The organism is Methylobacterium sp. J-078, from assembly GCF_022829285.1.
GTDB lineage: Bacteria > Pseudomonadota > Alphaproteobacteria > Rhizobiales > Beijerinckiaceae > Methylobacterium.
In genome coordinates this window covers 87345-112419 of the sequence record NZ_JAKSYI010000118.1, presented here as the reverse complement: position 1 = coordinate 112419, position 25075 = coordinate 87345, and the positions used below count along the sequence as shown (strand labels likewise).

Below are 25075 nucleotides of genomic sequence, written 5' to 3'. Positions count from 1 at the left end.
CGCTGGCCAACGCGGACCCGGAGAAGAAGTCGATGCTTCTCAAGATCGGCAAGGCGGTCGTCGACCACGACCGCTACGACAAGGCGATGACTTGGCTCAACGATATCTATAGCGAACACGGCACGGGCCGCGAGTCGAGCGTGGGGCTCCTCTACGGCGAGCCCGGCGTCGGCAAGAGCACTGTGCTGAGGATGTTCGCAGCCAAGCGCGCGGGTCCCTTCGAGACGTCCCAGGGCAGCAGGCGCCCGGTCGTGCTGGTCGAGGTTCCTGCGAACCCGAAGGAGACCCATCTGTTCGACGCCTTCCTGATCGCACTGGGGGCCGAACATCTCTGCGTCGGGGATGCCGAGGACAGGAAGCGGGCGGTCGAGACCCAGCTGCGGTTGCAGCATGTCCACCTGGCCATCCTCGACGAGTTCACCCACGTGATCGAGGATCGGTCCGAGTATTTCACCAAGAAGGCGGTACGTCAGCTCAAGGGCCTGATCAACGGCGGCACCTGTCAGTTCGTCTTTGCAGGCACCAATAAGCTAGTCGGCCTGCATAGCGTGTACAAGCAGATCAACCGACGCACCGATGGCGATTTCCTCCTGACGTGCTTCGGCTGGGACGACGAGGACGACCGCGAGGAATGGATCGGCGTGCTCGAAACCATCGAGGACGCGCTGACCATCCCGGCTTCGCCGGCGCTCACGGACGAGGTCAGGGCCCGCAACCTGCACAAGGCCACCAAGGGCAACATCAACAACCTGATGAAGCTTCTCTTCCGTGCGACCGCCATCGCCTACGACGAGGGGGACACGGAGCTTACGGACGTCGTGTTCGCCGATGCGGTCGAGTTCAGGCGCCGCGGCGACGGGAAACTCGTCAATCCGTTCGGCCGCTCCCGCAGGCGCGTCAGGAAGCCGACCCTGAGCGAGATGCCCCCGGATGCGGAGACCGAGATGACCGGCCTGCGCAAGGGTAATCGGCAGGACCGCGACAGCTTCTCGAAGCGGTAAACCCGATGCCTTCGGTCCCACCGCTTCCCGGCAAGGCCGGGCACCACGGCGACGAGCCGGCGTACGCGCTCCTGGTACGAGCGCTGGAGCACAACGGCAGCCGCCGCATCGGCAAGTCCATCGACCGCGTCATGGGAGCCAAGGAGAGGGCCGCCTCGCGGTGGGACCCCGTCGAGGTCGCCCGGATCTGCAAGGCCGATCCGGATGCGGTGGAGCGGGCGACCCCGCGCGTGCGCTCGACGGTCGTCACGCTGATGGGCCAGACCCTGTCCGCGGAGCATGTCACCTCGCAGAGACGACGGTGGTGCCCGACCTGCCTGACCGAAAGCGCGTATCATCGCGTCTGGTGGGACGTCCTGCCGGTGACCACCTGCCCCGACCACGGCATCGAGCTCGCATCGTCGTGCGGTTGCGCACGCAGGTCCCTGCAATGGCGTCACGGCCGGCTGCTGTCCTGTTCCGCGGGGCATGTCCTCGCGGCGGTCGAATGCGTCGATGCGAAGGCCGAGGCCCTCGCCCTGGACGCCTACGTGGTCGGCAGGCTGCGCGGGGACGCCATCCGGCCGCTGCCCCGGCTCGACGGCGTTCCCCTGGGCGAACTGCTCACGGTTTCCGAACGGTTGGGAAAGGCATCCTTCGACGAGGACGCCACGATCTACGACGCCCGCCGGGCCTATGGGACCGCGCGCCTGCATGCGGAGGGGTTCCGCGTCCTGCTCGGCATGCCGGCGACCTTCGTCGACGTGCTCGACCGCCTCAGGGTCCGCAAATCCGCCAGGTCGCATGCGAGCGACCTGCGGAAGGCCTACGGCGAGCTCTACCGCTTCGTCAGGCGCCTGCCGGGACACGCGCTCGGCGCGGACCTTCGCGCGACGCTCGCAGCGCACGCCGACGCGAACCATCCCGCCAGGACCGGGAGATGTCCGGAGGGACCCGCGCCGCATGAGGATGGGGAGGGTTCGTCCGAGTTCTCCCAGGCCGACCTCGAAAGGCTCGTCGGGTCCCGGACCCTCCGACAGGTGGGTGCGGAACTCGGGGTGACGGCGCACGAGGTGGTCGGGCTCGCGACGGGCGGCTTGCTCGACGTCGTCGCGACCGGGCGGGGGTCGGCTGGCTGGATGTTCCCGGCCGACGCCGCGGCAAGGCTGTTGGCGAGCCTCCGTTCGAGGGCCGGCAGGCCCGGTTCCACCCCGCGGGGGTTCGAGTCGCTGCCGCTGGCGGCCCGTCGCCATGGCGCTTCGGTCGGGGAGGTCGTCGCGCTCGTTCTCCGTGGCGACGTCGAGGTCAGGGCCCGGTGGACCGGGCGGCGCGGGATCGCCGGGCTGCATGTCGATCCACGGTCCTTGCCGCCCCACCTCCGGCCTGCCGGGGAGGCGGGGGTGCCGGTGCCCGTGGCGGCCCGCGAGCTCGGGCTCTCGCGGGCGGCGATGGACAGGGTCATGGCGGCCGCCCTGCTGAACTGCCAGACGGTCGACGGCGTCGACCGCATCCCGGCGGTCGAGATCGAGCGTTTCCGGTCGGCCTGGGCCACGATGGCCGAGTTGAGGGCCGCGATGGGCGCGGCCGCATCGCTGCCTGTGGCGGCCCTCCTGTCCGAAGTCGGCGTCCACTCGCCCCTCGCGGGGGCCCCGCTGTCCGAGAGGATCTATCCCCGGGATGGCGCCGTCTCCGCATGCGCCGCGGCGGCCCCGGACCTCGACCTGACGGCTGACAAGGGATTGGACCGCGGATCGGTGGCCGCCGCCCTCGGGTTGCCCAGGCTCATGGTGCAGCAGGTGGTCGAGGCCGGGCTGCTCCCGATAAGGGCGGGCTGCAGGTCCGGCAGCGTGTCCCCCGTAGGGGTCGAGCGATTCCGTGAAGCCTACGTCACCCTGCCCGAGTTGGCGTCCGCGTCCGGGCTTCGCGGCCCCAGGGCGGTCCTGTCGATCCTCGACGGGGCCGGGATCGAGGCGACCTGTCGCCGTCCGGCGTTCTGTTCGTACCTGTTCCCGCGGTCCGAGGCGCTGGCCGCGCTCCGACGCCTGGCCGAGGCCGGGGACGCGGCGGCGCTTCCGGTCACCGCAGCCGTCGAGCCGATGATGACCGTCCCGGACGTCGCCGCGCGGTTGGGGACGGGAATGCACATGGTCCTGCAGCTCGCCGCGAACGGGCTGCTCGGATCGGCCAGGCTCGGCAATCGCGTCATGGTGCCACTTTCGGAAGTCGAGCGGTTCTCGCGGACGTACGTCTTCGCCAACGAACTGGCGCGTAAGGCGGGCCGGACGGAACGTCACGGAGTCGGGGCGGCCGTCACGAAGATGCTGCTACGGGCGGGCGTGCGTCCGGTATGCTCGAAGCCTACGTTCGTGAACTTCGTCTTCGACCGCGGCGAGGCCACGGCGAGCATCCACCGGATCGGCGTCACGTAGGGGCTTTCCACCTTGGCCGTGGATGCCGGCGGCGTCGAGGCATGATCGGCCACGGCGACGCGAGATCCTGCTTCCGACCGTTCGGTCGACCAGGCGTTCGATTTGCGACTCCGAGGATAGCACGTAGCGGATAACGTTATTCGCTACGTGCTAGCGAAGCGGCGGGGGCAGGTCGGGAAAATCACGCCTCCTGTCAACGAAGGCGCCTACCCGGCAATATCTCAGTTTGAAAAATCAAACGGTCGAGGGCGGTGCCCGAAAACAGAGTCGCAGCAGGTCGCCACCCGATGGCCTCGCAAATAACCATTGGCCGCCAGACGTCGGGCAATGGTTTTCATCGCACTTTTTGCATGGTCAGTGTCGAGCAGGCGACGTGTGCGTGCGAGCAATTTCGCATAATGAAATTGGGTTATCCGACCAATTTCACAGCACATTTGTATCTTAGAAGCATCATGACTGCAGGATGATGCAAAGCATTGAGCAAGTGGCAACTTAGTGTCGAACTCAGTATTGATTGGCCCAGATAACGAAACAAAGATTTGCTTGCAGCATATTTCTTTTAAACTTGCCTGCCTATTTTCAGTATTAAAATTTCGGGCGGCGAATAGATTTACCCTGGGCTCACAAATACCACTGGCGCCCGTGAGCAAGGTCCCATTTTTAGAAACAAGCGGCGCTCTACCGCCAATAGCTTTTTGAGCTATAACCTGCACTGAGTGCAAATCAACGCCAATATACCAATATGCAAAAGCGTGGCCTGCTTCGTGATAGCTCACTTGGTGGCTATACATATTCTAATATTTGGCCTTCCTGTATGATCCGCGCTTACCAAGTGTCGCGGCCGCAGCCTTCACCAAAGCCGTTAGGTCTTACATATTCCAGGTATTATGTAGCAACCCCACCCGAAAGCGTTGAGGCATCATATGGCCTTTTTAGCGGGCGGCGAGTGCTTCTCGACCATGAGCGCGTGGATCTCTTCGTAGGTCATTGCATTCGTGCTCCAATTTGTGTTGATGGCGTGCTCGTTGTCGAGCGGATCGTGCATGTCCCAGTAGGAGCCGAAAATCTCCTCAGACCCATTGGCATCTTTGTAGAACACGCGATAACAAGGCTTTTGACCCGATCCGGTGACGCCGATCTTCACGAATGCGTTGCCATGGTTGTCAAAACACTGCTTCGCTTTGTGCCGCGCACCAGCAACATAGTCACGCTGATGCATCAGGTGCGGCCAAATGGTTGCTATCGTTGAGTCGGGCGAAATTTTCTTTGGCACTCGCGTCTCCCTGCTTGGCGCTAAGCATACGTCAGCGGGAAGGATCGAGCGAGGGATCGGATCGGGAACGCTAAGCTTGACCGCTCCGAGTCCCATCTCAACCTGAGAAACTAACGCCCGCCCTGTGACCTTCGCCGTCCCGGGGCGAAGCGCCTTCCACATCGAGGGCGTTTGGCACGTGGTGCCAAGCCGCTGTGATGAGCCATGTCGTTCAGAGGACAGGCCGACCGACTGCCGCCAGTCGCTTCGCAACGCCCGCGACGGTGAGTCAAAATATGGGGTCGGCTAGGGCGACCGTCAGCAATTTATGGGTGTCAGTCGTTCGGCTTATGGGGATAGCGTATCCGAAAAAACCAAATGAAATCAGGCTTGGGCTTTCAAGTTATGGGTATCTGCACACCACCCTGCTGGGCTTCCCCATCGCGGAGGCCGAGGCGATGCCGGATGCAGCTGCTGGCAGCCTCTCGGTGGCCTTCGGCGACTTCCGCCGCGGCTACCTCGTGGTGGACCGCGCCGGCCTGCGCGTCCTGCGCGACCCCTACTCCGCCAAGCCCTACGTGCTGTTCTACACCACCAAGCGCGTCGGCGGCGGCGTGCAGGACTTCGACGCGATCAAGCTGCTGTCGTTCGCGGCGTGAACCACACCCTCCGGGCCCTCAAGCCCGGAGGGCCCCCGGAGGCATCGGACGGCTGTGATTATCGGCGTTCGACGCCCAGGTTTCCGATGGTTCGTCCGGCCGCTCAGGAACGTCCCCTCACCGCCGCCCCGGCCGGGCCATCCAGTCCGACCGGGTCGCGCCGATGGCCGCGCCCGAGGGCATCCGGGCGAACTCGGCCGCGCGCTGGCTGATCCAGCCGGTATGCTCGCTCGTGGGCGTCACGGCGGTGAAGCCGCCGCAGGCGGTGCGGGCCTTGCGGTCCTGGCGCATGGCGCCGCTCGACCAGCTGACCACGCCGACGATCTGGTAGCCGCCGGGGCCGCCGCGCAGGATCGGGCCGCCGGAATCGCCGAGGCACGCGCCGGCGCCCGCCGTCTCGGCCATGCGGCGCCGGTCCGTCACCACCGTGACCCGGTTGGCGACCTGGAGGGAGCCGATGGAGACGAGGTGGGCCTGGCGCAGGGTGCGGGCAGTGTTGCGCCGGTTCTCCGCCACCACGCCGAAGCCCGCGATGTCGACGGCGTCGCCGGTGTTGATGGCGCCGCCGCGCGGGTCGAGGGGCTGGAAGTCGTTGCCGAGGGGCTCGGCGAGCTTGATCAGCGCGAGATCGATGCCCGGCTGATCCTCCGGCGTGGTGCCGGGCACGAAATCGGGATGCATGGCGGCGGCGATCGCGTTGATGCGCCGCGAGCGGAACGCCCGGTCCACCACCACCACGCTGTAGCCGGCCTGATGCATCACGCAGTGGGCGGCCGTGAGCACGAGGTCCCGGGCGATGAGGGTGCCCGAGCAGATCTCGCCCTGGGTGCTCTCGATGCGCACCACCGAGGCGCGCAGGCCGTTCGGGTCGCGCGAGACCTCGCCGTTGATCACGGCCAGGGCCGGCAGCGGCGTCAGCGCGCAGAGAAACCCCAGGGTCGCGGCGAGCCGGGACCGGAGGGCTCTCACAGGGGCGGCCGTGCGCGGCGCGGTCGGCAACATCGTGTCTCTCCCGCGTCCGGCGATGTCCTGGACGAGAACCGTTGAACCGTATCGGAAGGGAATGGTTCGGCCAAGCTCTGGTTCCGTGCCGCGCACTCTGGCCTCGCCCTCAGGGCTCCGCCCAGCGGGCGGCGGCCTGCCAGCCGGCCAGGGTGCGGTCGATCCAGGCCCGCTGCGGCCCCAGCAGGATGCCCTGCGAGACGCCGCCGCAGGCCTTCCCGCTCGCTGAAGCCTGGCCCGCGACCCAGGCCGAGACCGCCAGCACCGATGCGTTCGCGCCGATCGGGCCGCCGGAATCGCCGTGGCAGGCGCTGGCCCCGCCGGAACCGGCTCCGAGCCAGACCAGGATGCGGCTCGGGCCGTGGGGCTCGACCACGCCGAGTTCGACGCTGCGATAGGTGCCGGTGCTGCGCGCATCCCCCGCTGCCGCGACGCCGTAGCCCGACAGGGTGAGGCGCTCGCCGGCCCGAGGCATCACCCCGCTCAACCCGGCGGAGACGAAGCGGGCCGGCAGGGGGGCGGCCAGGCGCACCAGGGCGAGGTCGATGGAGCGGCGGCGGCCCGCCACCGCGCCGGCATCGTAGCCGGGGTGGAGCGCGCGGGCGGCGATCTCGGCCAGCACCGGCGCGCCGGCCGCGTCCTTGTAATGCACCCGGTGCTCGGCCCGGGCCGCGACGCAGTGGCCGGCGGTGAGGACCGCGTCGGGCGCCACCACGATGCCGGTGCAGACGCCGCCGTTGGACGACAGCACCATCACGGCCGAGGCCGCCGCCTCGGGCGCCGGGCGCCCGCCCACCACCGCCCCCGCCGGGGCGAGCCCCAGCAGGCACATCAGACCTGCAACGGGCGGCAGCAGCCGGCCGGAGAGCGGAGCCGTTCCGCGCGCCATCGCGATCCCTTCCGAAAACGCCCCCATCCGGAGACGACGATGAACCCGATACGCGTCGAGGCCGCCATCGTCGAGCCGGTGAGTCTGGCCGAGATGCGCGGGTTCCTGCGCCTCGACCCCGACGATGGCGGCGCCGAGGACGCCCTGGTGGAGCGCCTGATCGCGGCCACCCGGGCCCGGGTGGAGCTCGCCACCCGCCGCATCCTGGTCCCCGGGCGCTACCGGCTGATGCTCACCGCCTGGCCGGCGGACGGCCGGATGCCGCTGCCGCTCGGCCCCCTGGTGGCGGTGGCGCGGGCGGGCCTCGTCGACACCGCCGGCATCGTCACCGACCTCGCCCCCGGGCTCGTACGGCTGGGGCCGGACCCCGTCGAGGCGCCGGGCCTCGTCATCGATCCGGCCGTACCGGCCCTGGACCGCCGCGCCGCCCTGATCGAGGTCGATGCCGGCCATGGCGGGGCCGGGCCGCCGCTGCCGCCGCCGCTCGCCCAGGCGATCCGGCTCCTGGTCGCCCACGCCTTCGAGCATCGGGGCGACGGCGCGGGCGACGGCCCGCCCCCGCCCGATGTCGCGGCCCTCGTCGCGCCCCTGCGCCGGCTGCGCCTGTAGCGCCCGTCCTCTCGGAAGGTCCATCGCCATGTCCCAGTCTCCCATCCGCGTGCCCATCGGCGCGCGGCGGCGCCGCTTCGTGCTCGAACGCCCGCTCGAGGCGCCGGACGGGTTCGGCGGCGTGGTGCGCCGCTTCGAGGCCGGCCCGCTCCTGTGGGGCGCCATCGAGCCGCTGCGCTCCGTCGAGGGCACGCGGCTCGGGCGCGCAGAGGTGGTGGCCACCCACCGGGTCCGGTTCCGCTTCGGGCCCGAGATCACCCCGGCCAGGATCACCCCGGGGATGCGGCTGGCGAGCGGCCCGCGCCGCTTCGCCATCCGCAGCGCGGGCGACCCGGACGGGCGCCGGCGCGAGCTGGTCTGCCAGGTGGAGGAACTCACCGCCGGAGCCGCCGCATGAGCCTGCCCCCCTCCCCCACCAGCCCGCTCCTGGCGCTGCGCGCCGCCATCCTGGCCTACCTCGCCACCGACGCGACCCTGGCGCGCCTGATGGGGGGCGCCTTCCGCCTCACCGAAGAACCCCCGCGCGGGGCGGGCCCGGTCTACGCCCTGTTCGGCGATGCCGAGATCCGCGACGAATCCGTCGACGGCGCCCGGCGCCACCGGCACGTCCTCGGCCTGACGGTGTTCGCCCGGCCCGGCTCGACCCGCAGCGCGGTCGACGTCGCCGAGCGCATCGCCGATCTCCTGCACGACGCGCCGCTCAGCCTCGCCGGCCACGCCCTGGTGCGCCTCGACCTCGCCTCCATCGCGGTCCGCCGCGATCCGGCGAGCGGCGAGACCCGCGCCGTCCTGAACCTCGGCGCGATCACCGAGCGCCTGCCCGCCTGATTCCCCAGAACCCACGGAGCCCACCATGGCAGCCCAACGCGGCAAGGACCTGCTCATCCGCATCGCCTCCGGCAGCGGCTTTCTCGCGGTGGCGGGCCTGCGCGCCCGACAGATCGCCTTCAACACCGAAACGGTGGACGTCACGAACGCCGATTCCGCCGGGCGCTGGCGCGAGCTCCTGGCCGGGGCGGGGGTGCGCCGCGCCGCCCTCACGGGCTCCGGCGTGTTCCGCGACGAGGCCTCCGATGCCCGCCTGCGGCAGGTGTTCTTCGACGGCGCCCTGGAGACCTACCAAGTGGTGGTGCCGGGCTTCGGCACCCTGGAGGGCAGCTTCCAGATCACCAGCCTCGAATACCGGGGGGATCACGCCGGCGAGGTGACCTTCGACATGGCCCTCGACTCGGCCGGCCCCCTCGCCTTCACGGCCGCCTGATGGCCAACCGCAGGCGCGGCGAGGTGGCCCTGGCCCTGGGCCCCGAGCGCTACACCCTCTGCCTCACCCTCGGCGCGCTCGCTGAACTCGAGGACGCCCTCGGGGCCGCGGACCTGACCGACCTCGCCGCCCGCTTCGCGGACGGCCGGCTGAAGAGCCGCGACCTCGTCGCGCTCCTCGGCGCGGCGCTACGCGGCGGCGGCCACGCCCTCGACGATGCCGCCGTCGCGGCCTTGCCGCTGGCCGGCGACCTGGAGGCGATCGGGACGGCGATCGGCGCCGTGCTCGCCGCTGCCTTCGGCGAGGCCTCCGAGAACCCTTGAACCCCACGGGCGGGGCCGCGCCGGAGCCGCCCTCCGCCTTCCCGTGGGACGCAGCGCTGGCGCTGGGCCTCGGCCGCCTGCGCTGGCGCCCGCGCGATTTCTGGCGCGCCACGCCGCGCGAACTGATGGCCGCCGCCGGCCTGACCGGACCCCGCGCCGCCCTCGACGGGGCGGCCCTGCGGGACCTGATCGGGCGCTACCCCGACCCGACCTGACCCGAAGGACCCCGCCATGGCCGAGACCGAGACCGACCGAACCACCGCGGCCCGCGCCCGTCAGCTGGAGACCCTCGACCGGCTCGCCCAGCGCTTCGGCCAGAGCCTGTCGAAGGCCCTCAGCACCAATGTCGGGGCCGGGCGCCAGCTCGACAGCGTGCTCGGCACCCTGGCGACGAAGCTCTCCAGCGTGGCGATCAAGGCGGCCCTGACCCCGGTCAAGGCCGGGATCACCCGGGTGGTGAACGGGCTGATCGGAGCGGGCGCCGGCACGGACACGGCCTTCGCCCGCGGCGGCGTCCTCCAGCAGGGCCGCGTGCGTCCCTTCGCGGCCGGCGGCGTGGTGGCTGCGCCGACCTACTTTCCCATGCGCGACGGCCTCGGCCTGATGGGCGAGGCCGGGCCGGAGGCGATCCTGCCGCTCAAGCGCGGCAGCGACGGGCGCCTCGGCGTCGCGGCCGGCGGCCAGGGCGCCGCCCCCGTGACCATCCACATCGCCACCCCCGACCTCGAGAGCTTCCGCCGCTCGGAGGCGCAGGTGGCCGCCGGCCTCGCCCGCGCGGTGGCCCGGGGCCGGCGCGGCTTGTGAGGCCAAGGAGGAAAGCACCATGGCCAGCGAACCGCCGAGCGACTTCCACGAGGTCCGCTTTCCCCTCGATGTCGCCCTGCGCGGCAGCGGCGGCCCGAGCCGGCTCACCGAGATCGTGACCCTGGCCTCGGGCCGCGAGCACCGCAACAGCCGCTGGGCCGATTCGCGCCGGCGCTACGATGCCGGCTTCGGCATCCGCACCCTCGATGCCCTGCACGCGGTCTTGAGCTTCTTCGAGGAGCGGCGGGGCCGGCTCTACGGCTTCCGCTACCGCGACCGGGTCGATTCGACCTCAGGCCCGCCCTCGCGCGGGATCGCGGCCACCGACCAGTTCCTCGGCCTCGGGGACGGAACCACCCGCGTGTTCCAGCTCGCCAAGACCTACGGCACCGGGCCGATGCCCTACCGCCGGACCATCGCCAAGCCGGTGGGCGAGAGCGTGCGGGTGGCGGTGAACGGCCTCGCGGTGCCGGCCGCCAAGGTCGCCTGCGACGCGACGACCGGGCGCCTCACCTTCGCGGCCGACGCCGTGCCGGGACTGGGCGCGCGCGTGACGGCGGGCTTTGCCTTCGACGTCCCGGTCCGCTTCGACACCGACGACCTCACCGTCGACCTCTCGGCCTTCGCCGCGGGGGAAATCCCGCGGGTGCCGCTCATCGAGATCGTGCCGTAGGGGGCGAGAACCGCAGCGGCCAGGCGCCGGAACGCCGGACCACCGTGCGGGGCGTGAAGCGCCAGAGCCGTTCGGCGCCGGGGAACGCCGCAAGGTCGGGGGCGTCGAGGACCACCTGCGCGTGCCCGGTCATCTGCACGAGGTCGCCGGTGGGAAAGTCGATGAACAGGAGCCCGGCGCGCGGGTTGGCGAGCATGTTGCCCAGGGTGTTGAAGAACCGGTTGCCGGAATAATCCGGCACCGTCAGGACCCCGTCGCCATCCACCCGGACGAAGCCGGCGGGGCCGCCGCGATGCGAGACGTCGACCTGCCGGGTGCCGTCCGCGCCGGGCGCGTAGCTGGCGACGAAGAACGTCTCGGCGTTCGCCACGAGGGCGCGAGCCTGCGCGTCGAGGCGATGCGACACGAGCGGGGCGGACGCCGCCGCCGGGACCGGCTCCGGATCGGTCCGGACCCGGATGTATTGCGGGCAGTTGCCGAAGCTCTGCGCCACGCGGATCGAAAAGCCGTCCGCCGCCTCGCGCGCCACGGTGCCGTTCAGACGGTTGCGCCGCCGCGTGCCGAGGTCGATCCCGAGGAGGCCCACGGCGGCCCCGTCCGCGAGCCCCGCCTCGGCCGGATCGCCGGGTTCGGGCGCCGCCCGCACCCGCAGGTGTTCGGGGTCTGGCGCGTCGAGGAAACCCGGCGCCCCGGTCCGCACCGTCGCCCAGGCCTCGCCCTCCGGGTCGACCGTGCCCAGGACCACGAAGGGCAGGTGGCGATAGAATTCGCGGTGCTGCGCGATCAGGTGGTCGCGGATGACGCGGGGGCCGAGCTCGGCCATCCGCTCGGCGACGCCGACATGCGCCTGGATGACGACTTCGCCCGCGTGCCAGGGCGCGGTGGGCGATTCGGAGAGAGTCATATCGGAGAGGGACACTGGCGTTCTCCTCAAGTTGGGGTTGAGGCTCAGGCGGCGCGCAGGCCCGCGCGCGTCTGCGGGAAGGGCACGAAGCCCGGCAGGGCCTCGATGCGGGCGAGCCAGGCGCGGACCGCGCCGTAGAGGGCGAGGTCGACGTTCCCCTCGGGGGCGGCGACGACGTAGCTGTAGAGCGCCACGTCCGCGAGGGTCGGGTGGTCGGCGGCGAGCCAGGGCCGGTCGGCGAGTTCCGCCTCGATCCGGCCCAGGATCAGATGGGCCCGGGCGATCACCTCGGCCGCGTCGAAAGCGGCGCCGAACACGGTGATGAGACGCGCGGCCGCCGGGCCGAAGGCGATGGGGCCGGCCGCCACCGAGAGCCAGCGCTGCACCCGCGCCGCGCCGGCCGCGTCCTCCGGCAGCCAGTCGGTGCGGCCGAGGCGCTTGGCCAGGTAGACCAGGATGGCGTTGGAATCCGGCACGACCGTCTCGCCGTCGACGAGCACCGGCACCTGGCCGAAGGAATTCAGCTTCAGGAAGTCCGGCGCCTTGTGCTCGCCCTTCGCGAGGTCGACCTCGACGACCTCGCAGGGCACGCCGAGCAGGGACAGGAACAGGCGGGCCCGGTGGGCGTGGCCGGACAGGGCGAAGTGGAACAGCTTCATGGGAGGTCTCCGCGAGGTTCAGCCGGGGCACCGGCGACACCCGCATTCAAGCTCCTGCGCCCGGCGATGAGAATGCGCTTTCCACGCAAGCCACTCTTCCGCCAGATGGAACAATCGAGGGCCCGCGGAGGACGGCATGGATCGGTGGCAGGCAATGCGGGTCTTCGTCCGCGTGGCGGAGAGCGGGGGTTTTGCCGGAGCGGCACGCCAGCTCGGCATGAGCCCGCCGGCCGTGACCCGGGCGGTGGCCGCCCTGGAGGACAGGATCGGGACCCGGCTCCTGACGCGCACCACCCGCACGGTGAAGCTCACCGAGGCGGGCGGGCGCTACCTGGAGGATTGCCGGCGCATCCTGGCCGAGATCGAGGAGGCGGAGGCCGCCGCATCCGGCTCCTACGCGACACCGTCGGGAACCCTGACCGTCACCGCGCCCGTGCAGTTCGGACGGCTCTACGTGCTGCCCGTGATCACGGAGTACCTCGCGCGCCACCCCGCCGTCAGCGCCCGTGCCCTGTTCCTCGACCGGGTGATCAACCTGATCGACGAGGGCGCCGACGCGGGCATCCGCATCGGTCCGCTGGCCGATTCCGGCCTCGCGGCGATCCGGGTCGGCACCGTCCGCCGGGTGCTCTGCGCGGCGCCGGACTATCTCGACCGGCACGGCGCCCCCGCGACCGCGCGGGACCTGCGCGACCACGCCGTCATCGGCTCGGCCAGTACCGGGCCGGGGGGCTTCGGGCAGGGGGGCTTCGAGCCGTCGCCGCGGGGCGCCCCGCGCCCCCGGCTCACCTGCAACACCATCGATTCCGTCCTGGCGGCGGCGCTCGCCGGCCAGGGCATCGCGCAGTTCCTGTCCTACCAGGTCGCCCCGGCGCTGGCGGAAGGGCGCCTGCGGCTCGTCCTCGACGATCCGGAGGCGGCACCGATGCCGGTCCACGTCGTCAGCCCCGAGGGCCGGCGCGCCCCCGCCAAGGTGCGCGCGTTCATCGACCTCGCCGTGGCTCGGCTCCGGGCCGACCCGCGGGTCAACCCGCAGCGCTCCTGAGGCTGTCTCCACGAGGATTTTCCCGGCCATGCGCGACCTGCCCCCCGACCTCGCCGCGCATCTGGCCGGCGGGGCCACCACCCTGTGCCATTGCTGGGCGCTCACCCGGCGCGACGGGCTGCGCCTCGGCTTCACGGACCACGACCGCGACCTGACCTTCGGGGGCCTGACGCATGCGGCCGGCACCGGCCTGGAGGCGGCCGAGGCCAGCGCCGAACTCGGCTTCGCCATCGCGGGCGGCGAGGTGGCGGGGGCGCTCAGCGCGATGGGCCTCACGGAGGCCGACATCGCGGGCGGCCTCTACGACGGGGCCGGCGTGGAGACCTGGCTGGTGAACTGGCGCGACTCGGAGACCCGCCTGCTCCTCGAGATCGGCACGGTCGGCGAGGTCCGTCGCGCCGGGGGCGCCTTCGTGGCCGAGCTGCGCGGGTTGATGGACCGCCTCGACGCCGAGCAGGGCCGGACCTACCGCGCCACCTGCGGGGCCGATCTCGGCGATGCGCGCTGCCGGGTCGACCTGACGGACGCGCGCTTCTCCACCACCGGCAGCGTCCGCGCCACGCCCGAGCCCGGCACCCTGGAGGTGGTGCTGGCGAGCGCTTTCCCGGACCATTGGTTCGCGGGCGGGCGGCTCGTCTGGACCAGCGGGTCCGCCAGCGGCCACGCGGCCGATCTGCGGGCGCAAGTCGCGGCGGGCGGCGCGGTCCGCCTCGAACTCTGGCAGGCGCCCGCCGCCGCGATCCGGGCCGGCGACCGCTTCCGCCTCATTGCGGGCTGCGACAAGCGCCTGGCCACCTGCCGCGAGAAGTTCGCCAACGTGCCGAACTTCCAGGGCTTCCCGCACCTACCGGGTAACGACTTCGTGCTGCGCCCGGTCCCCGGCTCCGGCCCGGGCCTCGACGGCGGCAGCCTGTTCCGCTGAGGCCGCCATGAAAACCGAAACGGTGAACCCCGAGACGATCGTCGCCCTGGCGCGGGGCTGGATCGGCACGCCCTACCGCCACCAGGCCTCCCTCAAGGGCGTCGGCTGCGACTGCCTCGGCCTCCTGCGCGGGGTCTGGCGCGAGGCCCTCGGCCCCGAACCGGAGGCGGCCCCGCCCTATTCCGCGTCCTGGGCCGAATCGGCGCGCCCCGGCAGCGATCCCCTGGCGGAGGCGGCAAGGCGCCACCTCGCGCCCGTCGACGGACCGCCCCGGGCCGGCGACGTGCTGCTGTTCCGCTTCCGCGCCCACCTGCCGGCCCGGCACTGCGCCATCGCCACCGGCGCTGGCGCTGGCGCTCACGCCGGCACGATGGTCCACGCCTATGACGGCGCCGCCGTCACGGAGGTGGCCCTGACGGGCTGGTGGCTGCGCCACCTCGCGCACGTTTTCCGCTTTCCCGGCGTGGGCGACGGCTAACTGACGAGGTCGTCGATCGCGACCGACAGGACCTCGGCGATCCGACGCAGGGTGTCCACGGTGCCCTCGCGCTTGCCCGTCTCGATCTGCGACAGGAAGGGTTGGGCGATCCCGGCCGCCTCCGCCAGGGCGCGGGCGGTGAGACCGCGATGCTCGCGCCAGACGCGGATGCGGTTCTCGCCCGCCAGGAGGCGGTCCACCATGACGGAGGGCAGCAGTTCCTCTTCGCCGGCGGCGAGCCGGCGGCGGAACTCCTGGACCGCGAGGCGGTCGGCATTGTCCTCGGCCGCCTCGGTCAGGACGCGGAAATCGGCCTCGGACAGGACGACGAGGCGCTCGCCCGCCGGGGTGACGATGGTCTGGGCGTTCATGGGCCGAGTTCCATTCCAGCAAGTTCCGTTTCAGCGCATTCCAATTCGGTGCGTTCCGCTCCGGCGGTTTCATCAGGGTCAGTCATAGGCGCTGCCCCGAGGGGCGACCCGGATCACGGCGAGGATCTCGCCCTGGTCCGTATAGAGGACGCGCCAGTCGCCGACGCGCAGGCGATAGATCCCCGGCTCCCCCTTGAGGGCCTTCACGTTGTTGGCCTGCGCCGCCGGATCGGCCGCCAACAGGGCGATCTTGGACCGGATCATCGCCGAGACGTTGGCCGGCATCCGGCTCAGCGTCTTCAGGGCCGCCTTGCTGTACGCGATCCGTTTCACGGCTGAAATATAGCATATCGCTATTCACCCGCAAGGACGAGCCGGGGCGCGGCGGCGGGTCCGCGGGGCGCGATAGCCCGAACCCGACCCGGTGCGCGCGCCGCCGGCGCTCCAGCCCTCGTCGCTCTCGTCGCCCTCACCCGGAGACCGCCATGGCCACGCTGATCCTGCAAACGGCCGGGGCGGCGGTCGGCACGGCGCTCGGCGGGCCGATCGGGGGCATCATCGGCAGCGCGGTCGGCGCGGCCGCCGGCTCCGGCATCGACGGGGCCCTGTTCGGCGGGTCCGGCACCCGCCGGACCGAAGGTCCGCGCCTGTCAGACGTGGCGGGCCTGAGCTCCACCGAGGGCGACCCGATCCCGCGCGTCTACGGCCGGGCTCGGATCGGTGGGACCCTGATCTGGGCGACGCGGCCCCTGGAGGTCGCGAGCACCAGCGTCGAGCGGGCGGCCGGGGCCAAGGGCGGCGGGGGCGGCGGCCGAACCGTGCGCACGGCCTACGCCTACTTCGTCGACCTCGCCATCGGCCTGTGCGAGGGCGAGATCGCGGGCATCCGCCGGGTCTGGGCGGACGGGCGCGAGCTCGACCTGACCACCCTCGCGTACCGCCTGCACCGGGGCGGGGCGGACCAGGCACCCGACCCGCTCGTCGTCGCCAAGGAGGGGCCCGGGAACGCGCCCGCCTATCGGGGCCTCACCTACGTGGTGTTCGAGCGCCTGGCCCTGGCCGAGTTCGGCAACCGCGTCCCGCAATTCGCCTTCGAGGTGATCCGCCCGGTCTCGGGGCTCGCCGGGATGATCCGGGCCGTCTGCCTGATTCCCGGCTCCACCGAGTTCGGGCTCGACCCGGCGCGCGTCACCGAGGATTCCGGCTTCGGGACCACGCGGCCCGCCAACCGGTTCCAGCTTCAGGCCGGCACCGACGTCGTCGCCTCCCTCGACGCGCTCCAGGCCCTGTGCCCGCGCCTGACCCGCGTCTCCGTGGTGGCGAGCTGGTTCGGCGACGACCTGCGCGTCGGCGCCTGCACGATCCAGCCGAAGGTCGACAATGCCACCAAGGTGACGACCGGCGACATCTGGTCGGTGGCCGGCCTCGGACGGGCGCAGGTCGGCCGCGTCTCGGCGGCGCCGGGGGGCGGCTCCGCCTATGGCGGCACCCCCTCGGATGCGGGCCTGACCCGGCTCGTGGCCGAGCTGCGCCGGCGCGGCCTCGGCGTGGTGCTCTATCCCTTCGTGATGATGGATGTGCCTACCGGCAACACCCGGCCCGATCCGCGCGGGGCCGGAAACCAGCCGCCCTATCCCTGGCGCGGGCGCATCACCTGCCACCCCGCGCCCGGCCTGCCGGCAAGCCCCGACGGCACGGCGGCGGCGGACGCGCAGGTGGCCGCGTTCTTCGAATCCTATCGCGGGTTCCTGCTGCACTACGCGGATCTGGCCGCCGCCTGGATGGCGCAGGGGGTGGACATCGCCGGCTTCATCGTCGGCAGCGAGTTCGTCGGCCTCACCCGGGTGCGCGGCGCGGGCGGCGCCTACCCGGCGGTGGCGGGGTTCCGCGATCTCGCCCGGGCGGTGCGCGCCCGCCTCGGGGCCGGCGTGAAGCTCGTCTACGCCGCCGACTGGACCGAGTACGGGGCGGATGTCCGCGACGGCGGGGCGACGATCCGCTTTCCCCTCGACGCCCTCTTTTCCGACCCGGCCATCGACGCCGTCGGGATCGACTACTACCCGCCGCTCAGCGACTGGCGCGACGGGGCCACCCACGCCGACCGGGCGCTCGCCGGGGACATCTACGACCGGGCCTACCTGAAGGACCGGATCGGCGCCGGGGAAGCGTTCGACTGGTACTATCGCGACGCCGCCGACCGGGCCGCGCAGGTCCGCACGCCGATCACCGACGGGGCCTACGGCAAGCCCTGGATCCACCGGGCCAAGGACCTCGTGGGCTGGTGGTCGAACCCCCATGTCGAGCGCGACGGCGGCCGCGAGACCCGGACCACCGCCTGGGTGCCCCACGCCAAGCCGATCTGGCTCACCGAGATCGGCGTGCCGGCGGTGGACCGAGGCACCAACGGGCCCAACGTCTTCCCCGACCCGAAATCCGCTGAGAACGCCGCCCCGCCGCACTCGCGGGGGATGCGGGACGACCTGATCCAGGCCCGGGGCCTCGCCGCCATCCTGGGCCGGTTCGACCCCGCCCTGCCCGGCTTCGAGCCCGCCCACAACCCGGTCTCGCCCCTCTACGGCGGACGCATGGTGCCGGCCGATTTGATCTTCGTCTGGGCCTGGGACGCGCGGCCCTTCCCGGCCTTTCCCGACTTCGACACCGTCTGGGCGGATGCCGGCAACTGGGCGGTGGGCCACTGGATCACCGGGCGCCTGGAGGGGCTGGAACTCGACCGCCTCGTCGGCGCGATCCTGTCCGACCTCGGCATCGCCGTGCCGGCCGCGATCACGGCGGACGCCTTCCTCGACGGCTACGTCATCGACCGGCCGATGTCGGCCCGGGCCGCCCTGGAGCCCCTCGCGGAGGTCTACGGCCTCGACGTCGCGGCCTTGGCCGGGACCCTGACCGTGAGCGGGCCGCGCCGCACGGACCCGCTGGTTCTGGAGGCCGGCGACCTCGTGACGATGCGGGCCGGGGACGCGCCCCTGAACCGGGTCCGCGCGGAGGAGGCGGAACTGCCCCGCTCGGTCGAGTTCGGCTTCACCGACGCGGACAGCCCCGAATACCGCCGCGCCAGCGCCGCCGCGATCCGCCCCACCGACGCGCGCCGGCGCGAGGCGCGGATGGAGGCCGCCATCGTCACCCGCCGCGAGAGCGCCGAGGCCCTGGCCGAGGCCGCCCTCGACGCCCGCCTCGCCGCCCGCGACACCGCCCGCTTTACCGTGAGCCCGCGCCGGATCGACCTCGTGCCCGGCGACCTCCTCGCCCTGCCGGGCGAGGGCGCGCCCCACCGCATCCTGCGCATCGCCGACAATCCGCTCGGCCGCCAGGTGGAGACGCGCGGGGTGCCGCTCGCCGGTGGCCCGTCCCGGGCCGGCGACCGGGCGGAGGCGCGCCCGCGCCGCGCCCTGCCGGCGCTCGCCGGGCCGCCCTTCGCGGTCGCCCTCGACCTGCCGGCCGATCGCGGCGCACCGGCGCCCCTCCAGGTGCTGGCGGTGGCGGCCGATCCCTGGCCCGGCACGGTGGCGATCTGGCGGGCGGAGGGCGCCGAGGCCCCCTTGAGCCCGTTCGGAACTGTCGACTACCCCGCCGCCCTCGGCGAGACCCTGACCGAACTCGCCCCCGGCCCGCTCTGGCGCTTCGACCGGGGCGCCCGGCTCGACGTCCGCCTGCGGCATGCGGGCGATCTCGGATCGATCGCCCCGGACGCGGCCCTCGCGGGCGGCAACCTCTTCGCCCTGCGGGGGCCCGACGGCGACATCGAGCTGATCTCGGCGGCGGGCGCCGCGCTGATCGGGCGGGAGACCTACCGCCTGACCGGCCTCCTGCGGGGGCTCGCCGGGAGCGAGGCCGCAGCCGGGCGGCCCATCCCGGCCGGCAGCCTCGTCGTGCGCCTCGACGCGGCGATCGTGCCCCTCGTCACGCGCCTCGACGAGGCCGGACGGCGCTTCCGCTACCGGATCGGCCCCGCCGAGCGCGATCCCGCCGACCCGGCCTTCGTGGAGCTGTCCGCGCAGGCCGGCCTGGACGCCTTCCGTCCCTTACGCCCGGTCCATCTGCGCGCCCGGCGGGAGCCGGCGGGCGTGCGCCTGTCCTGGATGCGCCGGGCCCGGCGCGACGGCGATTCCTGGGACGTGGCCGAACCGCCGGGGGAAGCGCCCGACGCCTACCGGGTCACGGTGTTCGGACGCGACGGCGCGAGCCTGCGCAGCCTGACGGCGGACGGGCCGGGCCTGCTCTACGCCGCCGCCGACGAGGCCGCCGATTTCGGCGGCCCTCAAGACCGGCTCGACGTCGCCGTCGCCCAGATCGGCACCCTGACCGGGCCCGGCCCGGCGACGCGCGGCCGCCTCCCGGTCCGCGCGCCCTGAACCGGGCATGCTTCCCGTCCTCAACCCCGTTCCGGAGCCGGCCGATGTCCGAGACCACCCCCCGCCTCGCCCTGCCGCTGATCGCGGCGGGGCAGGCCCAGAAGCACGTCACCCACAACGAGGCCCTGGCCGAGCTCGACGCCCTGGTCCACCTCGCCTGCCTCGACAAGGACCGGGCGAGCCCGCCACCGAGCCCAACCGAGGGCGATCGCTATCTCGTGCTGGCGTCCGAGCCGACCGGGGCCTGGGCCGGGCTCTCGGGGCAGGTCGTCCGCTTCCAGGACGGGGTCTGGATCGGCGCGGTCCCCCGGGCGGGCTGGCTTGCCTGGATCGCCGACGAGGGCCTGGTCTACGTCCATTCGGGCAGCGCCTGGATCGCCCTCGGCAGCACCATCGCGGCCCTGCAGAACCTCGCGCGCGTGGGGCTCGGCACGACGGCGGATGCCGGCAACCCGTTCGCCGCCAAGCTGAACAAGGCCCTGTGGACCGCCCTGACCACCGGCGAGGGCGGATCGGGCGACCTGCGCTACATCCTCAACAAGCAGGCCGCCGGCAACGTCCTCTCGCTCCTGTTTCAGAGCGGCTTTTCCGGCAGGGCCGAGCTCGGCCTCACCGGCGACGACGACCTGTCCCTGAAGGTCTCGGCCGATGGCAGCACCTTCCGCGAAGCCCTGCGGGTCAACCGTGGCACCGGGGCGCTGGCCGTGGTGGCGGGCGCCGCCGCCGCCCCCGCGCTGGCGGCAGCGGGCGACCCGGATACGGGCACGTTCTCCCCAGGCGCCGACCGCTGGGCCGTCGCCACCGCCGGCACGGAACGCCTGCGCGTGGACGGCGCCGGCAATCTCGGCCTCGGCACGACCACCCCGCGCACGCGCCTCGACACCGGCCTCGGCACCCTGTCGGGCGCCGCGAGCGACTACCTCAAGGCGCAAGCGACCATGACCGGCGGCGGGACGATCACCTGGGGCGGGCCGGGCGGCCGGGTCCGGTGGACCAACCGCTTCCTGTGCATTCCGGTCGGCCAGGAGACCGCGATCGAGGGCCACGTGGAGGTGAACTTTCCGAGCGGCGGCATCCCCGCCGAACAGGTCTATAACGGTGTCGCGCGCCCAGCCAACGCGGAGGGCATCGTCCTGAACGCGTGGGAAGGGCTCTGGGCCGTCCATACGCCGGGCGGGGGCAAAAGTGCGGTGACGCTGCGCATCACGAGCTTCGGCGCGAACTTCCAGACACCCTCGAACTGGCTCCTCGTGGCCTGCGTCAACGGGGAGGAAAGCTCCCTCAAGCTCGGCATCGGCGTCATCCTGGCCGCCGGAACCGCGTACACCGCCGGCATCGGCACGTTCCGCTCGCTCGCGACGAGCGGGCCGGCGACCTTCGGCGGGGTGGTCGCGCACGGCACGGACAACGCGTTCAGCTTTGGCACCGCGACGCAGCGCGCCACGGTGGTCTACGCGGCGACCGGCAGCATCAACACGTCGGATGCTCGCGAGAAGACGCCCGTGACGCCGCTGACGGAGGCGCAGATCGCGGCGGCGACCGCCCTGGCGCGGGAGATCGGGACGTTCCGATTCCTCGACGCCGTGGCGGCCAAGGGCGACGGCGCGCGGCTCCATGTGGGCCTGACGGTCCAGCGGGCGATCGCGGTCCTGGCCGGGCACGGCCTCGACCCCTTCGCCCTCGGCCTCGTCTGCCGCGATGCCTGGGCGGCAACCGAACCCGCGCCCGCGACACCGGGCTCCGAGCCCGAATACGGCGCGGACGGGATGCCGACGCGGCCCGCGATCCCGGCGCGGCCCGCGACACCGGGCACGCCGGCCGGGGAGCGCTACGGCTTCCGCACCGACGAATTGCTGCTGTTCCTGGCGCGCGGGTTCGATGCGCGGCTCACGGCCCTCGAAACCGGCACGCCCTGAGACGTCAGCGCAGGTAGCCCGCCGCCTGCAGGCTCGCTTCCACCGTGGGGCAGAACCCCGACAGGGGATTGTCGTTCTCCGCCGCCGGTGGCCGCACCGGCTGCATCGGCGGGAATTCCGGATCCGGAGGCGCCGCGGCCGCCACCGATTGGACGGCCCCGCCGCTGGAGTCCGCCGGACCGTCGTCCTCGGACAAATCCCGCCTCAAAGCAGCCGAGACAAGCTTTCGCAGCATATCCGCCTCCTGACCACGTGACCAGGATGGATGTCGCATCGATCCCCGCAGTCTTCAAGCAACCGGAGTTGGCACATGGACATGAGCGCCATCGGCGAGGCCGTGCTGATCGCCCGGGAGGGCCGCCGCCTGACCGCCTACCGCGACAGCGTCGGCATCTGGACCATCGGCGTCGGACACACCGCCGCCGCCGGACCGCCCGTGGTCACGCCGGGCCTGCGGCTGACCGACGCCGCCTGCGACGCGCTCTTCCGGCGCGATCTCGCCCGCTACGTGCGCAGCGTGGCGGCGGCGGTCCCCGCGGACCTGCCGGACCACGCCTTCGACGCCCTGGTCTCGCTCTGCTTCAACATCGGCCCGGCGGCCTTCGCGCGCTCGACGGTGCTGCGCCGCCTGAGAGCGGGGGACCGCGCCGGGGCCGCCGAGGCGATCCTGATGTGGAACCGCCCGGCCGCGCTGATCCCGCGCCGGGGCGCCGAGTACGATCAGTTCCGCACGCCCTACGCCCAGGCCCTGCCTCGGGCCCGCCGGGGCGACGCGGCGCCGATCCCAGCCCCGAGCCCGCCGGTCTCGAGCCTCCCCGCCCCGCGCCGGTCCGTGCCGCGCGCACGGGTCCCGGTCCCGGCCCCGCTTGCCCCCACTCGTCTTGCCCCCGCCCCCCTGCCGGCGTCGGAGACCCCGCCTGCGCCGGGGGTTTGGGCTCGCCTCTGGTCCGCCCTGCGGGCCGGTGCCGGCCGGACCGGCTGACCGCCCCGAGCCCCCTCGCTGCATCTCCTGCCCGAATCCCGTCGCCGAACCCCGGAGCCCACCATGGTCCCTTTCGCCGCATCCCGCGTCCGTCCGCTCGCCGCCGGAGCCGTGATCCTCGCCGCCCTCACCGGACCCTGCGCGGCCGCCGGGCCCGCGATCGTCCTGCCCTGGGGCGATGCCCTCGCGGAGGCGATCCAGGGCCTGGGCGCCGTGCTCGTCCCCCTGGCCGCCACCGCCGCCCTGGCGGCCCTGGCCCGCCTGACCGGCCCCTTGCGCGTCCTCGTCACCAGCACCCTGGTGGAGCGGCTCGTGCGCAACGTCGCCGATTACGGCATCAACGCCGTGGCCGGGGCCGTGCGCGGCCGGACCCTGACGGTGCCGGTGGGCGCGCGGGTGATCGCCAGCGCGGTCGAGCGCGCCCTGGAACAGGCCCCGGGCTGGCTCGTCCGCGCGGCCGGCGGGGTCGAGGGCCTCGGCGAGAAGGTGTTCCGCAGCCTGCCCCTCGAGGAGGCGGCCACGGCGGACAACACCCTCGCGCCGGCCCTGGAGGCCGCGCGCGGGCGCCGCCCCGCCACCCTGCCCTGACCACCCCGCACGCCGGAGACCGGGCCCTTGGAAAAGATCGCCCTCGAGGCCGCCCGCCTGCTCGTCTCCCAGGAGGGCGCGGGTTGGATCGTCGCCGTCCTGCTCGGGCTCGCCTGCCTCCACCTGCACCGCGAGGGCGCCCGCGCCCAGGAGGCGCGCCTGGTGGATGCGGGCGCCACAGCGACCGCCCTGGAGCGGGCCTCGCAGACCAACGCCGCCGTGGCAGCCGCCCTGGAAAGCAGGACCCGCGTGCTGGAGGACCTGGCCCGGCTCACCGCCGAGGTCGCGCGCGGCGTCGAGCGCAGCGACGAGCGCGGCCGCGAGAAGTTCGACGAGATCCTGCGCCGGCTCGGCGAGCCGCGCGCCCGCCCCTGAGGAGGATGCCGTGACCCGACCCGACCTTCGCGTGCTCCGGCGCGGGCGCTGCCGCCGCCTCGCGGCCCTGCGCCTCACCGCCGCCCGCCGGCGCTTCGAGCGCTCCAGCCTGGCCCTGCGCAAGGCCGCCCTCGACCATGTCGACCGGCAGGCCGAGATCGGCTCGGTCCTGCAGGCGACCCTCGCCCGCCTTGCCCCGGGCGGCCTCTGATACGGCCGCCCCTCGATCGAGGGGAGGCCGCATCGCCCAAGCCGTATCGGACCACGGCCAGCCCTCAGGTACAGGATTTGGTCTGAGGGATGCGGATGCCAAACGCGGAGGAGCCCGGTGGGGGGCAGCCATGCCGGGAACCGGATAGCCGAGGTTCGGCTTGGCTCGCTATTCAGGGCGCATTCAGTGCCTCGTCCCTAGATCTGTCCATCATGCGTATCCTTCTCGCCCTGCTGTTGATCGGACTGACCATCGCGGGATTCGCGACGGGCTCGATCGATACGCTCGCCGAGGAGACGCCCGGAACCGTCGCCGCGCCCGTCATCGCCGTTCCGCGCAGCGAGACCTGCCTCAGTGCCGCCGACCTGCGCGAGGCGGTGGCCGACAAGCGCGTGATCGCCCCCGTGGCGGCGATCCGCGCCGCGCGTCAGGTCATCCCGCGCGCCGAGATCCAACGGGCGCGCCTGTGCCGCAACGACGAGACGCTGGTCTACCTGCTCACGGCCCTGCGCCGGGACGGGCAGTTCGTCCACGTCATGGTGGACGCCACCACCGGTCAGGTCAGCGGACCCTGAGACCGTCGAACGTGATCGCGCGGGGACCCGGAAGGGTGTTTCGCGTCCGGCGCGGGCCGTCTAACGTGCGTTGCTCGCGACGGACGAGGTTCGGGCCATCATCGTAGGAGTTCTGGACCGTGCGCTTGCTCGTGGTGGAGGATGACCGGGACATCAACCGGCAGGTGGTGACCGCGCTGGAGGAGGCCGGCTACGTGGCCGACAAGGCCTTCGACGGCGAGGAGGGCGGCTATCTCGGCGAGAACGAGCCCTACGACGCGATCATCCTCGACATGGGCCTGCCCAAGACCGACGGCGTCAGCGTCCTCCAGAAGTGGCGCCGGGCCGGCATCAAGACCCCCGTCATCATCCTCACCGCCCGGGACCGCTGGTCCGACAAGGTCGACGGCTTCGATGCGGGGGCCGACGACTACGTGACGAAGCCCTTCCACATGGAGGAGCTGATGGCCCGCGTGCGTGCCCTGCTGCGGCGCGCGGCCGGCCACGCCACCAGCCAGATCGCCTGCGGGCCGGTGGTGCTCGACACCCGCTCCGGCCGGGTCTTCGTGGACGGCAATCCGGTCAAGCTCACGAGCCACGAGTACCGCCTGCTCTCCTACCTGATGCACCACACCGGCCGCGTGGTCTCGCGGGCCGAGCTGACCGAGCACCTCTACGATCAGGATTTCGACCGCGATTCCAACACCATCGAGGTCTTCGTCGGCCGCCTGCGCAAGAAGCTCGCCGTCGACCTGATCCAGACCGTGCGGGGCCTCGGCTACCTCGTCGACCCGAACCAGCCCGCGCCGCGGGTGTGAT

Annotated in this window: 30 protein-coding genes and 1 pseudogene; 22 read left to right on the top strand and 9 right to left on the bottom strand. The window is 72.5% G+C overall.

What is annotated here, in order from left to right; all coding sequences use genetic code 11:
• Positions 1 to 32: 32 nt before the first annotated feature.
• Positions 33 to 1001, top strand: a complete 969-nt coding sequence (locus MKK58_RS20005) for a TniB family NTP-binding protein (RefSeq protein ID WP_243914156.1) — start codon at positions 33 to 35, stop codon at positions 999 to 1001.
• A gap of 5 nt (positions 1002 to 1006) precedes the next feature.
• Complete coding sequence (locus MKK58_RS20000; RefSeq protein WP_243914154.1) at positions 1007 to 3409, top strand: TniQ family protein; 2403 nt, start codon at positions 1007 to 1009, stop codon at positions 3407 to 3409.
• Between the two features lie 221 nt (positions 3410 to 3630).
• Here the strand turns inward: MKK58_RS20000 and MKK58_RS19995 are convergent, their stop codons facing one another.
• Both MKK58_RS19995 and MKK58_RS19990 read right to left on the bottom strand, forming a co-directional pair.
• Entirely contained in the window at positions 3631 to 4185 is a 555-nt protein-coding gene (locus tag MKK58_RS19995) for a hypothetical protein (RefSeq protein ID WP_243914152.1), read from the bottom strand.
• Positions 4186 to 4328: 143 nt separating this feature from the next.
• Positions 4329 to 4682 (bottom strand): hypothetical protein, encoded by a 354-nt coding sequence (locus MKK58_RS19990; protein WP_243914150.1) that lies wholly within the window; start codon positions 4680 to 4682, stop codon positions 4329 to 4331.
• A 401-nt stretch (positions 4683 to 5083) separates the two neighbouring features.
• On the opposite strand from MKK58_RS19990, the pseudogene MKK58_RS19985 reads away from it, so the two are divergent.
• Positions 5084 to 5320 (top strand): annotated as a pseudogene (locus MKK58_RS19985) (phage major capsid protein); the annotation flags it as partial.
• A 117-nt stretch (positions 5321 to 5437) separates the two neighbouring features.
• On the opposite strand, the gene MKK58_RS19980 reads toward MKK58_RS19985, so the two are convergent.
• Positions 5438 to 6322: a S1 family peptidase gene (locus MKK58_RS19980; protein ID WP_243914148.1), complete on the bottom strand. Its 885-nt coding sequence runs from the start codon at positions 6320 to 6322 to the stop codon at positions 5438 to 5440.
• Between the two features lie 109 nt (positions 6323 to 6431).
• Positions 6432 to 7211, bottom strand: a complete 780-nt coding sequence (locus tag MKK58_RS19975) for a S1 family peptidase (protein ID WP_409565278.1) — start codon at positions 7209 to 7211, stop codon at positions 6432 to 6434.
• Positions 7212 to 7250: 39 nt separating this feature from the next.
• Between MKK58_RS19975 and MKK58_RS19970 the strand changes: the two genes are divergently transcribed.
• From MKK58_RS19970 to MKK58_RS19935, 8 genes are read left to right on the top strand one after another with little or no spacing between them, the layout of a single operon-like run.
• Entirely contained in the window at positions 7251 to 7820 is a 570-nt protein-coding gene (locus MKK58_RS19970; RefSeq protein WP_243914140.1) for a hypothetical protein, read from the top strand.
• Between the two features lie 28 nt (positions 7821 to 7848).
• A complete protein-coding gene (locus MKK58_RS19965; protein WP_243914138.1) occupies positions 7849 to 8217 on the top strand; it encodes a head-tail adaptor protein in 369 nt (122 codons plus the stop codon).
• Positions 8214 to 8648, top strand: coding sequence for a DUF3168 domain-containing protein (locus MKK58_RS19960; protein WP_243914137.1), 435 nt, complete (start codon positions 8214 to 8216; stop codon positions 8646 to 8648). The genes MKK58_RS19965 and MKK58_RS19960 overlap by 4 nt, the downstream gene beginning before the upstream one ends.
• Positions 8649 to 8673: 25 nt before the next feature.
• The gene (locus MKK58_RS19955) at positions 8674 to 9081 is read left to right on the top strand and encodes a phage major tail protein, TP901-1 family (RefSeq protein ID WP_243914136.1); all 408 of its coding nucleotides are present in this window, start codon (positions 8674 to 8676) and stop codon (positions 9079 to 9081) included.
• Entirely contained in the window at positions 9081 to 9404 is a 324-nt protein-coding gene (locus tag MKK58_RS19950) for a gene transfer agent family protein (protein ID WP_243914135.1), read from the top strand. The genes MKK58_RS19955 and MKK58_RS19950 overlap by 1 nt, the downstream gene beginning before the upstream one ends.
• A complete protein-coding gene (locus MKK58_RS19945) occupies positions 9401 to 9619 on the top strand; it encodes a phage tail assembly chaperone (protein ID WP_243914134.1) in 219 nt (72 codons plus the stop codon). The genes MKK58_RS19950 and MKK58_RS19945 overlap by 4 nt, the downstream gene beginning before the upstream one ends.
• 16 nt (positions 9620 to 9635) lie before the next feature.
• A complete protein-coding gene (locus MKK58_RS19940; RefSeq protein WP_243914133.1) occupies positions 9636 to 10208 on the top strand; it encodes a phage tail tape measure protein in 573 nt (190 codons plus the stop codon).
• Positions 10209 to 10227: 19 nt separating this feature from the next.
• On the top strand, positions 10228 to 10881 hold the full coding sequence (locus MKK58_RS19935; RefSeq protein ID WP_243914132.1) for a DUF2460 domain-containing protein: 654 nt from the start codon (positions 10228 to 10230) through the stop codon (positions 10879 to 10881).
• Here MKK58_RS19935 and MKK58_RS19930 read toward each other — a convergent pair.
• Together MKK58_RS19930 and MKK58_RS19925 are read right to left on the bottom strand one after the other, a co-directional pair.
• Complete coding sequence (locus MKK58_RS19930; RefSeq protein WP_243914261.1) at positions 10862 to 11785, bottom strand: pyridoxamine 5'-phosphate oxidase family protein; 924 nt, start codon at positions 11783 to 11785, stop codon at positions 10862 to 10864. The two genes, MKK58_RS19935 and MKK58_RS19930, sit on opposite strands and share 20 nt — an antisense overlap.
• A gap of 44 nt (positions 11786 to 11829) precedes the next feature.
• Complete coding sequence (locus MKK58_RS19925) at positions 11830 to 12444, bottom strand: glutathione S-transferase family protein (RefSeq protein ID WP_243914129.1); 615 nt, start codon at positions 12442 to 12444, stop codon at positions 11830 to 11832.
• A gap of 136 nt (positions 12445 to 12580) precedes the next feature.
• Here MKK58_RS19925 and MKK58_RS19920 point away from each other — a divergent pair, with 136 nt between their 5' ends.
• The 3 genes from MKK58_RS19920 to MKK58_RS19910 are packed head-to-tail and all read left to right on the top strand — an operon-like array spanning position 12581 to position 14889.
• Positions 12581 to 13489, top strand: a complete 909-nt coding sequence (locus tag MKK58_RS19920) for a LysR family transcriptional regulator (protein WP_243914127.1) — start codon at positions 12581 to 12583, stop codon at positions 13487 to 13489.
• A gap of 28 nt (positions 13490 to 13517) precedes the next feature.
• Positions 13518 to 14411, top strand: a complete 894-nt coding sequence (locus tag MKK58_RS19915) for a DUF2163 domain-containing protein (protein WP_243914118.1) — start codon at positions 13518 to 13520, stop codon at positions 14409 to 14411.
• A 7-nt stretch (positions 14412 to 14418) separates the two neighbouring features.
• Positions 14419 to 14889, top strand: coding sequence for a peptidase P60 (locus tag MKK58_RS19910; protein ID WP_243914113.1), 471 nt, complete (start codon positions 14419 to 14421; stop codon positions 14887 to 14889).
• Here MKK58_RS19910 and MKK58_RS19905 read toward each other — a convergent pair.
• Both MKK58_RS19905 and MKK58_RS19900 read right to left on the bottom strand, forming a co-directional pair.
• Positions 14886 to 15260 carry a helix-turn-helix domain-containing protein gene (locus tag MKK58_RS19905; protein ID WP_243914111.1) on the bottom strand — a complete coding sequence of 125 codons (375 nt, stop codon included), beginning with the start codon at positions 15258 to 15260 and terminating at the stop codon, positions 14886 to 14888. The genes MKK58_RS19910 and MKK58_RS19905 overlap by 4 nt on opposite strands.
• Positions 15261 to 15338: 78 nt before the next feature.
• Positions 15339 to 15593: a type II toxin-antitoxin system RelE family toxin gene (locus tag MKK58_RS19900; RefSeq protein WP_243914109.1), complete on the bottom strand. Its 255-nt coding sequence runs from the start codon at positions 15591 to 15593 to the stop codon at positions 15339 to 15341.
• Positions 15594 to 15745: 152 nt separating this feature from the next.
• Here MKK58_RS19900 and MKK58_RS19895 point away from each other — a divergent pair, with 152 nt between their 5' ends.
• Positions 15746 to 19630 (top strand): glycoside hydrolase/phage tail family protein, encoded by a 3885-nt coding sequence (locus MKK58_RS19895; RefSeq protein WP_243914107.1) that lies wholly within the window; start codon positions 15746 to 15748, stop codon positions 19628 to 19630.
• A gap of 44 nt (positions 19631 to 19674) precedes the next feature.
• The gene (locus tag MKK58_RS19890) at positions 19675 to 21546 is read left to right on the top strand and encodes a DUF2793 domain-containing protein (protein ID WP_243914105.1); all 1872 of its coding nucleotides are present in this window, start codon (positions 19675 to 19677) and stop codon (positions 21544 to 21546) included.
• A gap of 4 nt (positions 21547 to 21550) precedes the next feature.
• On the opposite strand, the gene MKK58_RS19885 is transcribed toward MKK58_RS19890, so the two are convergent.
• A complete protein-coding gene (locus MKK58_RS19885; protein WP_243914103.1) occupies positions 21551 to 21781 on the bottom strand; it encodes a hypothetical protein in 231 nt (76 codons plus the stop codon).
• Positions 21782 to 21856: 75 nt separating this feature from the next.
• Here MKK58_RS19885 and MKK58_RS19880 point away from each other — a divergent pair, with 75 nt between their 5' ends.
• From MKK58_RS19880 to MKK58_RS19855, 6 genes are all read left to right on the top strand, one after another.
• Positions 21857 to 22528 (top strand): lysozyme, encoded by a 672-nt coding sequence (locus MKK58_RS19880; RefSeq protein WP_243914102.1) that lies wholly within the window; start codon positions 21857 to 21859, stop codon positions 22526 to 22528.
• A 63-nt stretch (positions 22529 to 22591) separates the two neighbouring features.
• A complete protein-coding gene (locus MKK58_RS19875) occupies positions 22592 to 23116 on the top strand; it encodes a hypothetical protein (RefSeq protein ID WP_243914101.1) in 525 nt (174 codons plus the stop codon).
• Positions 23117 to 23143: 27 nt separating this feature from the next.
• Positions 23144 to 23491, top strand: coding sequence for a hypothetical protein (locus MKK58_RS19870; RefSeq protein WP_243914100.1), 348 nt, complete (start codon positions 23144 to 23146; stop codon positions 23489 to 23491).
• Positions 23492 to 23501: 10 nt separating this feature from the next.
• Complete coding sequence (locus tag MKK58_RS19865) at positions 23502 to 23702, top strand: hypothetical protein (protein WP_243914099.1); 201 nt, start codon at positions 23502 to 23504, stop codon at positions 23700 to 23702.
• Between the two features lie 212 nt (positions 23703 to 23914).
• Positions 23915 to 24277, top strand: a complete 363-nt coding sequence (locus MKK58_RS19860; protein WP_243914098.1) for a PepSY domain-containing protein — start codon at positions 23915 to 23917, stop codon at positions 24275 to 24277.
• A 119-nt stretch (positions 24278 to 24396) separates the two neighbouring features.
• Positions 24397 to 25074, top strand: coding sequence for a response regulator transcription factor (locus MKK58_RS19855; protein ID WP_238280970.1), 678 nt, complete (start codon positions 24397 to 24399; stop codon positions 25072 to 25074).
• Position 25075: the final 1 nt, after the last annotated feature.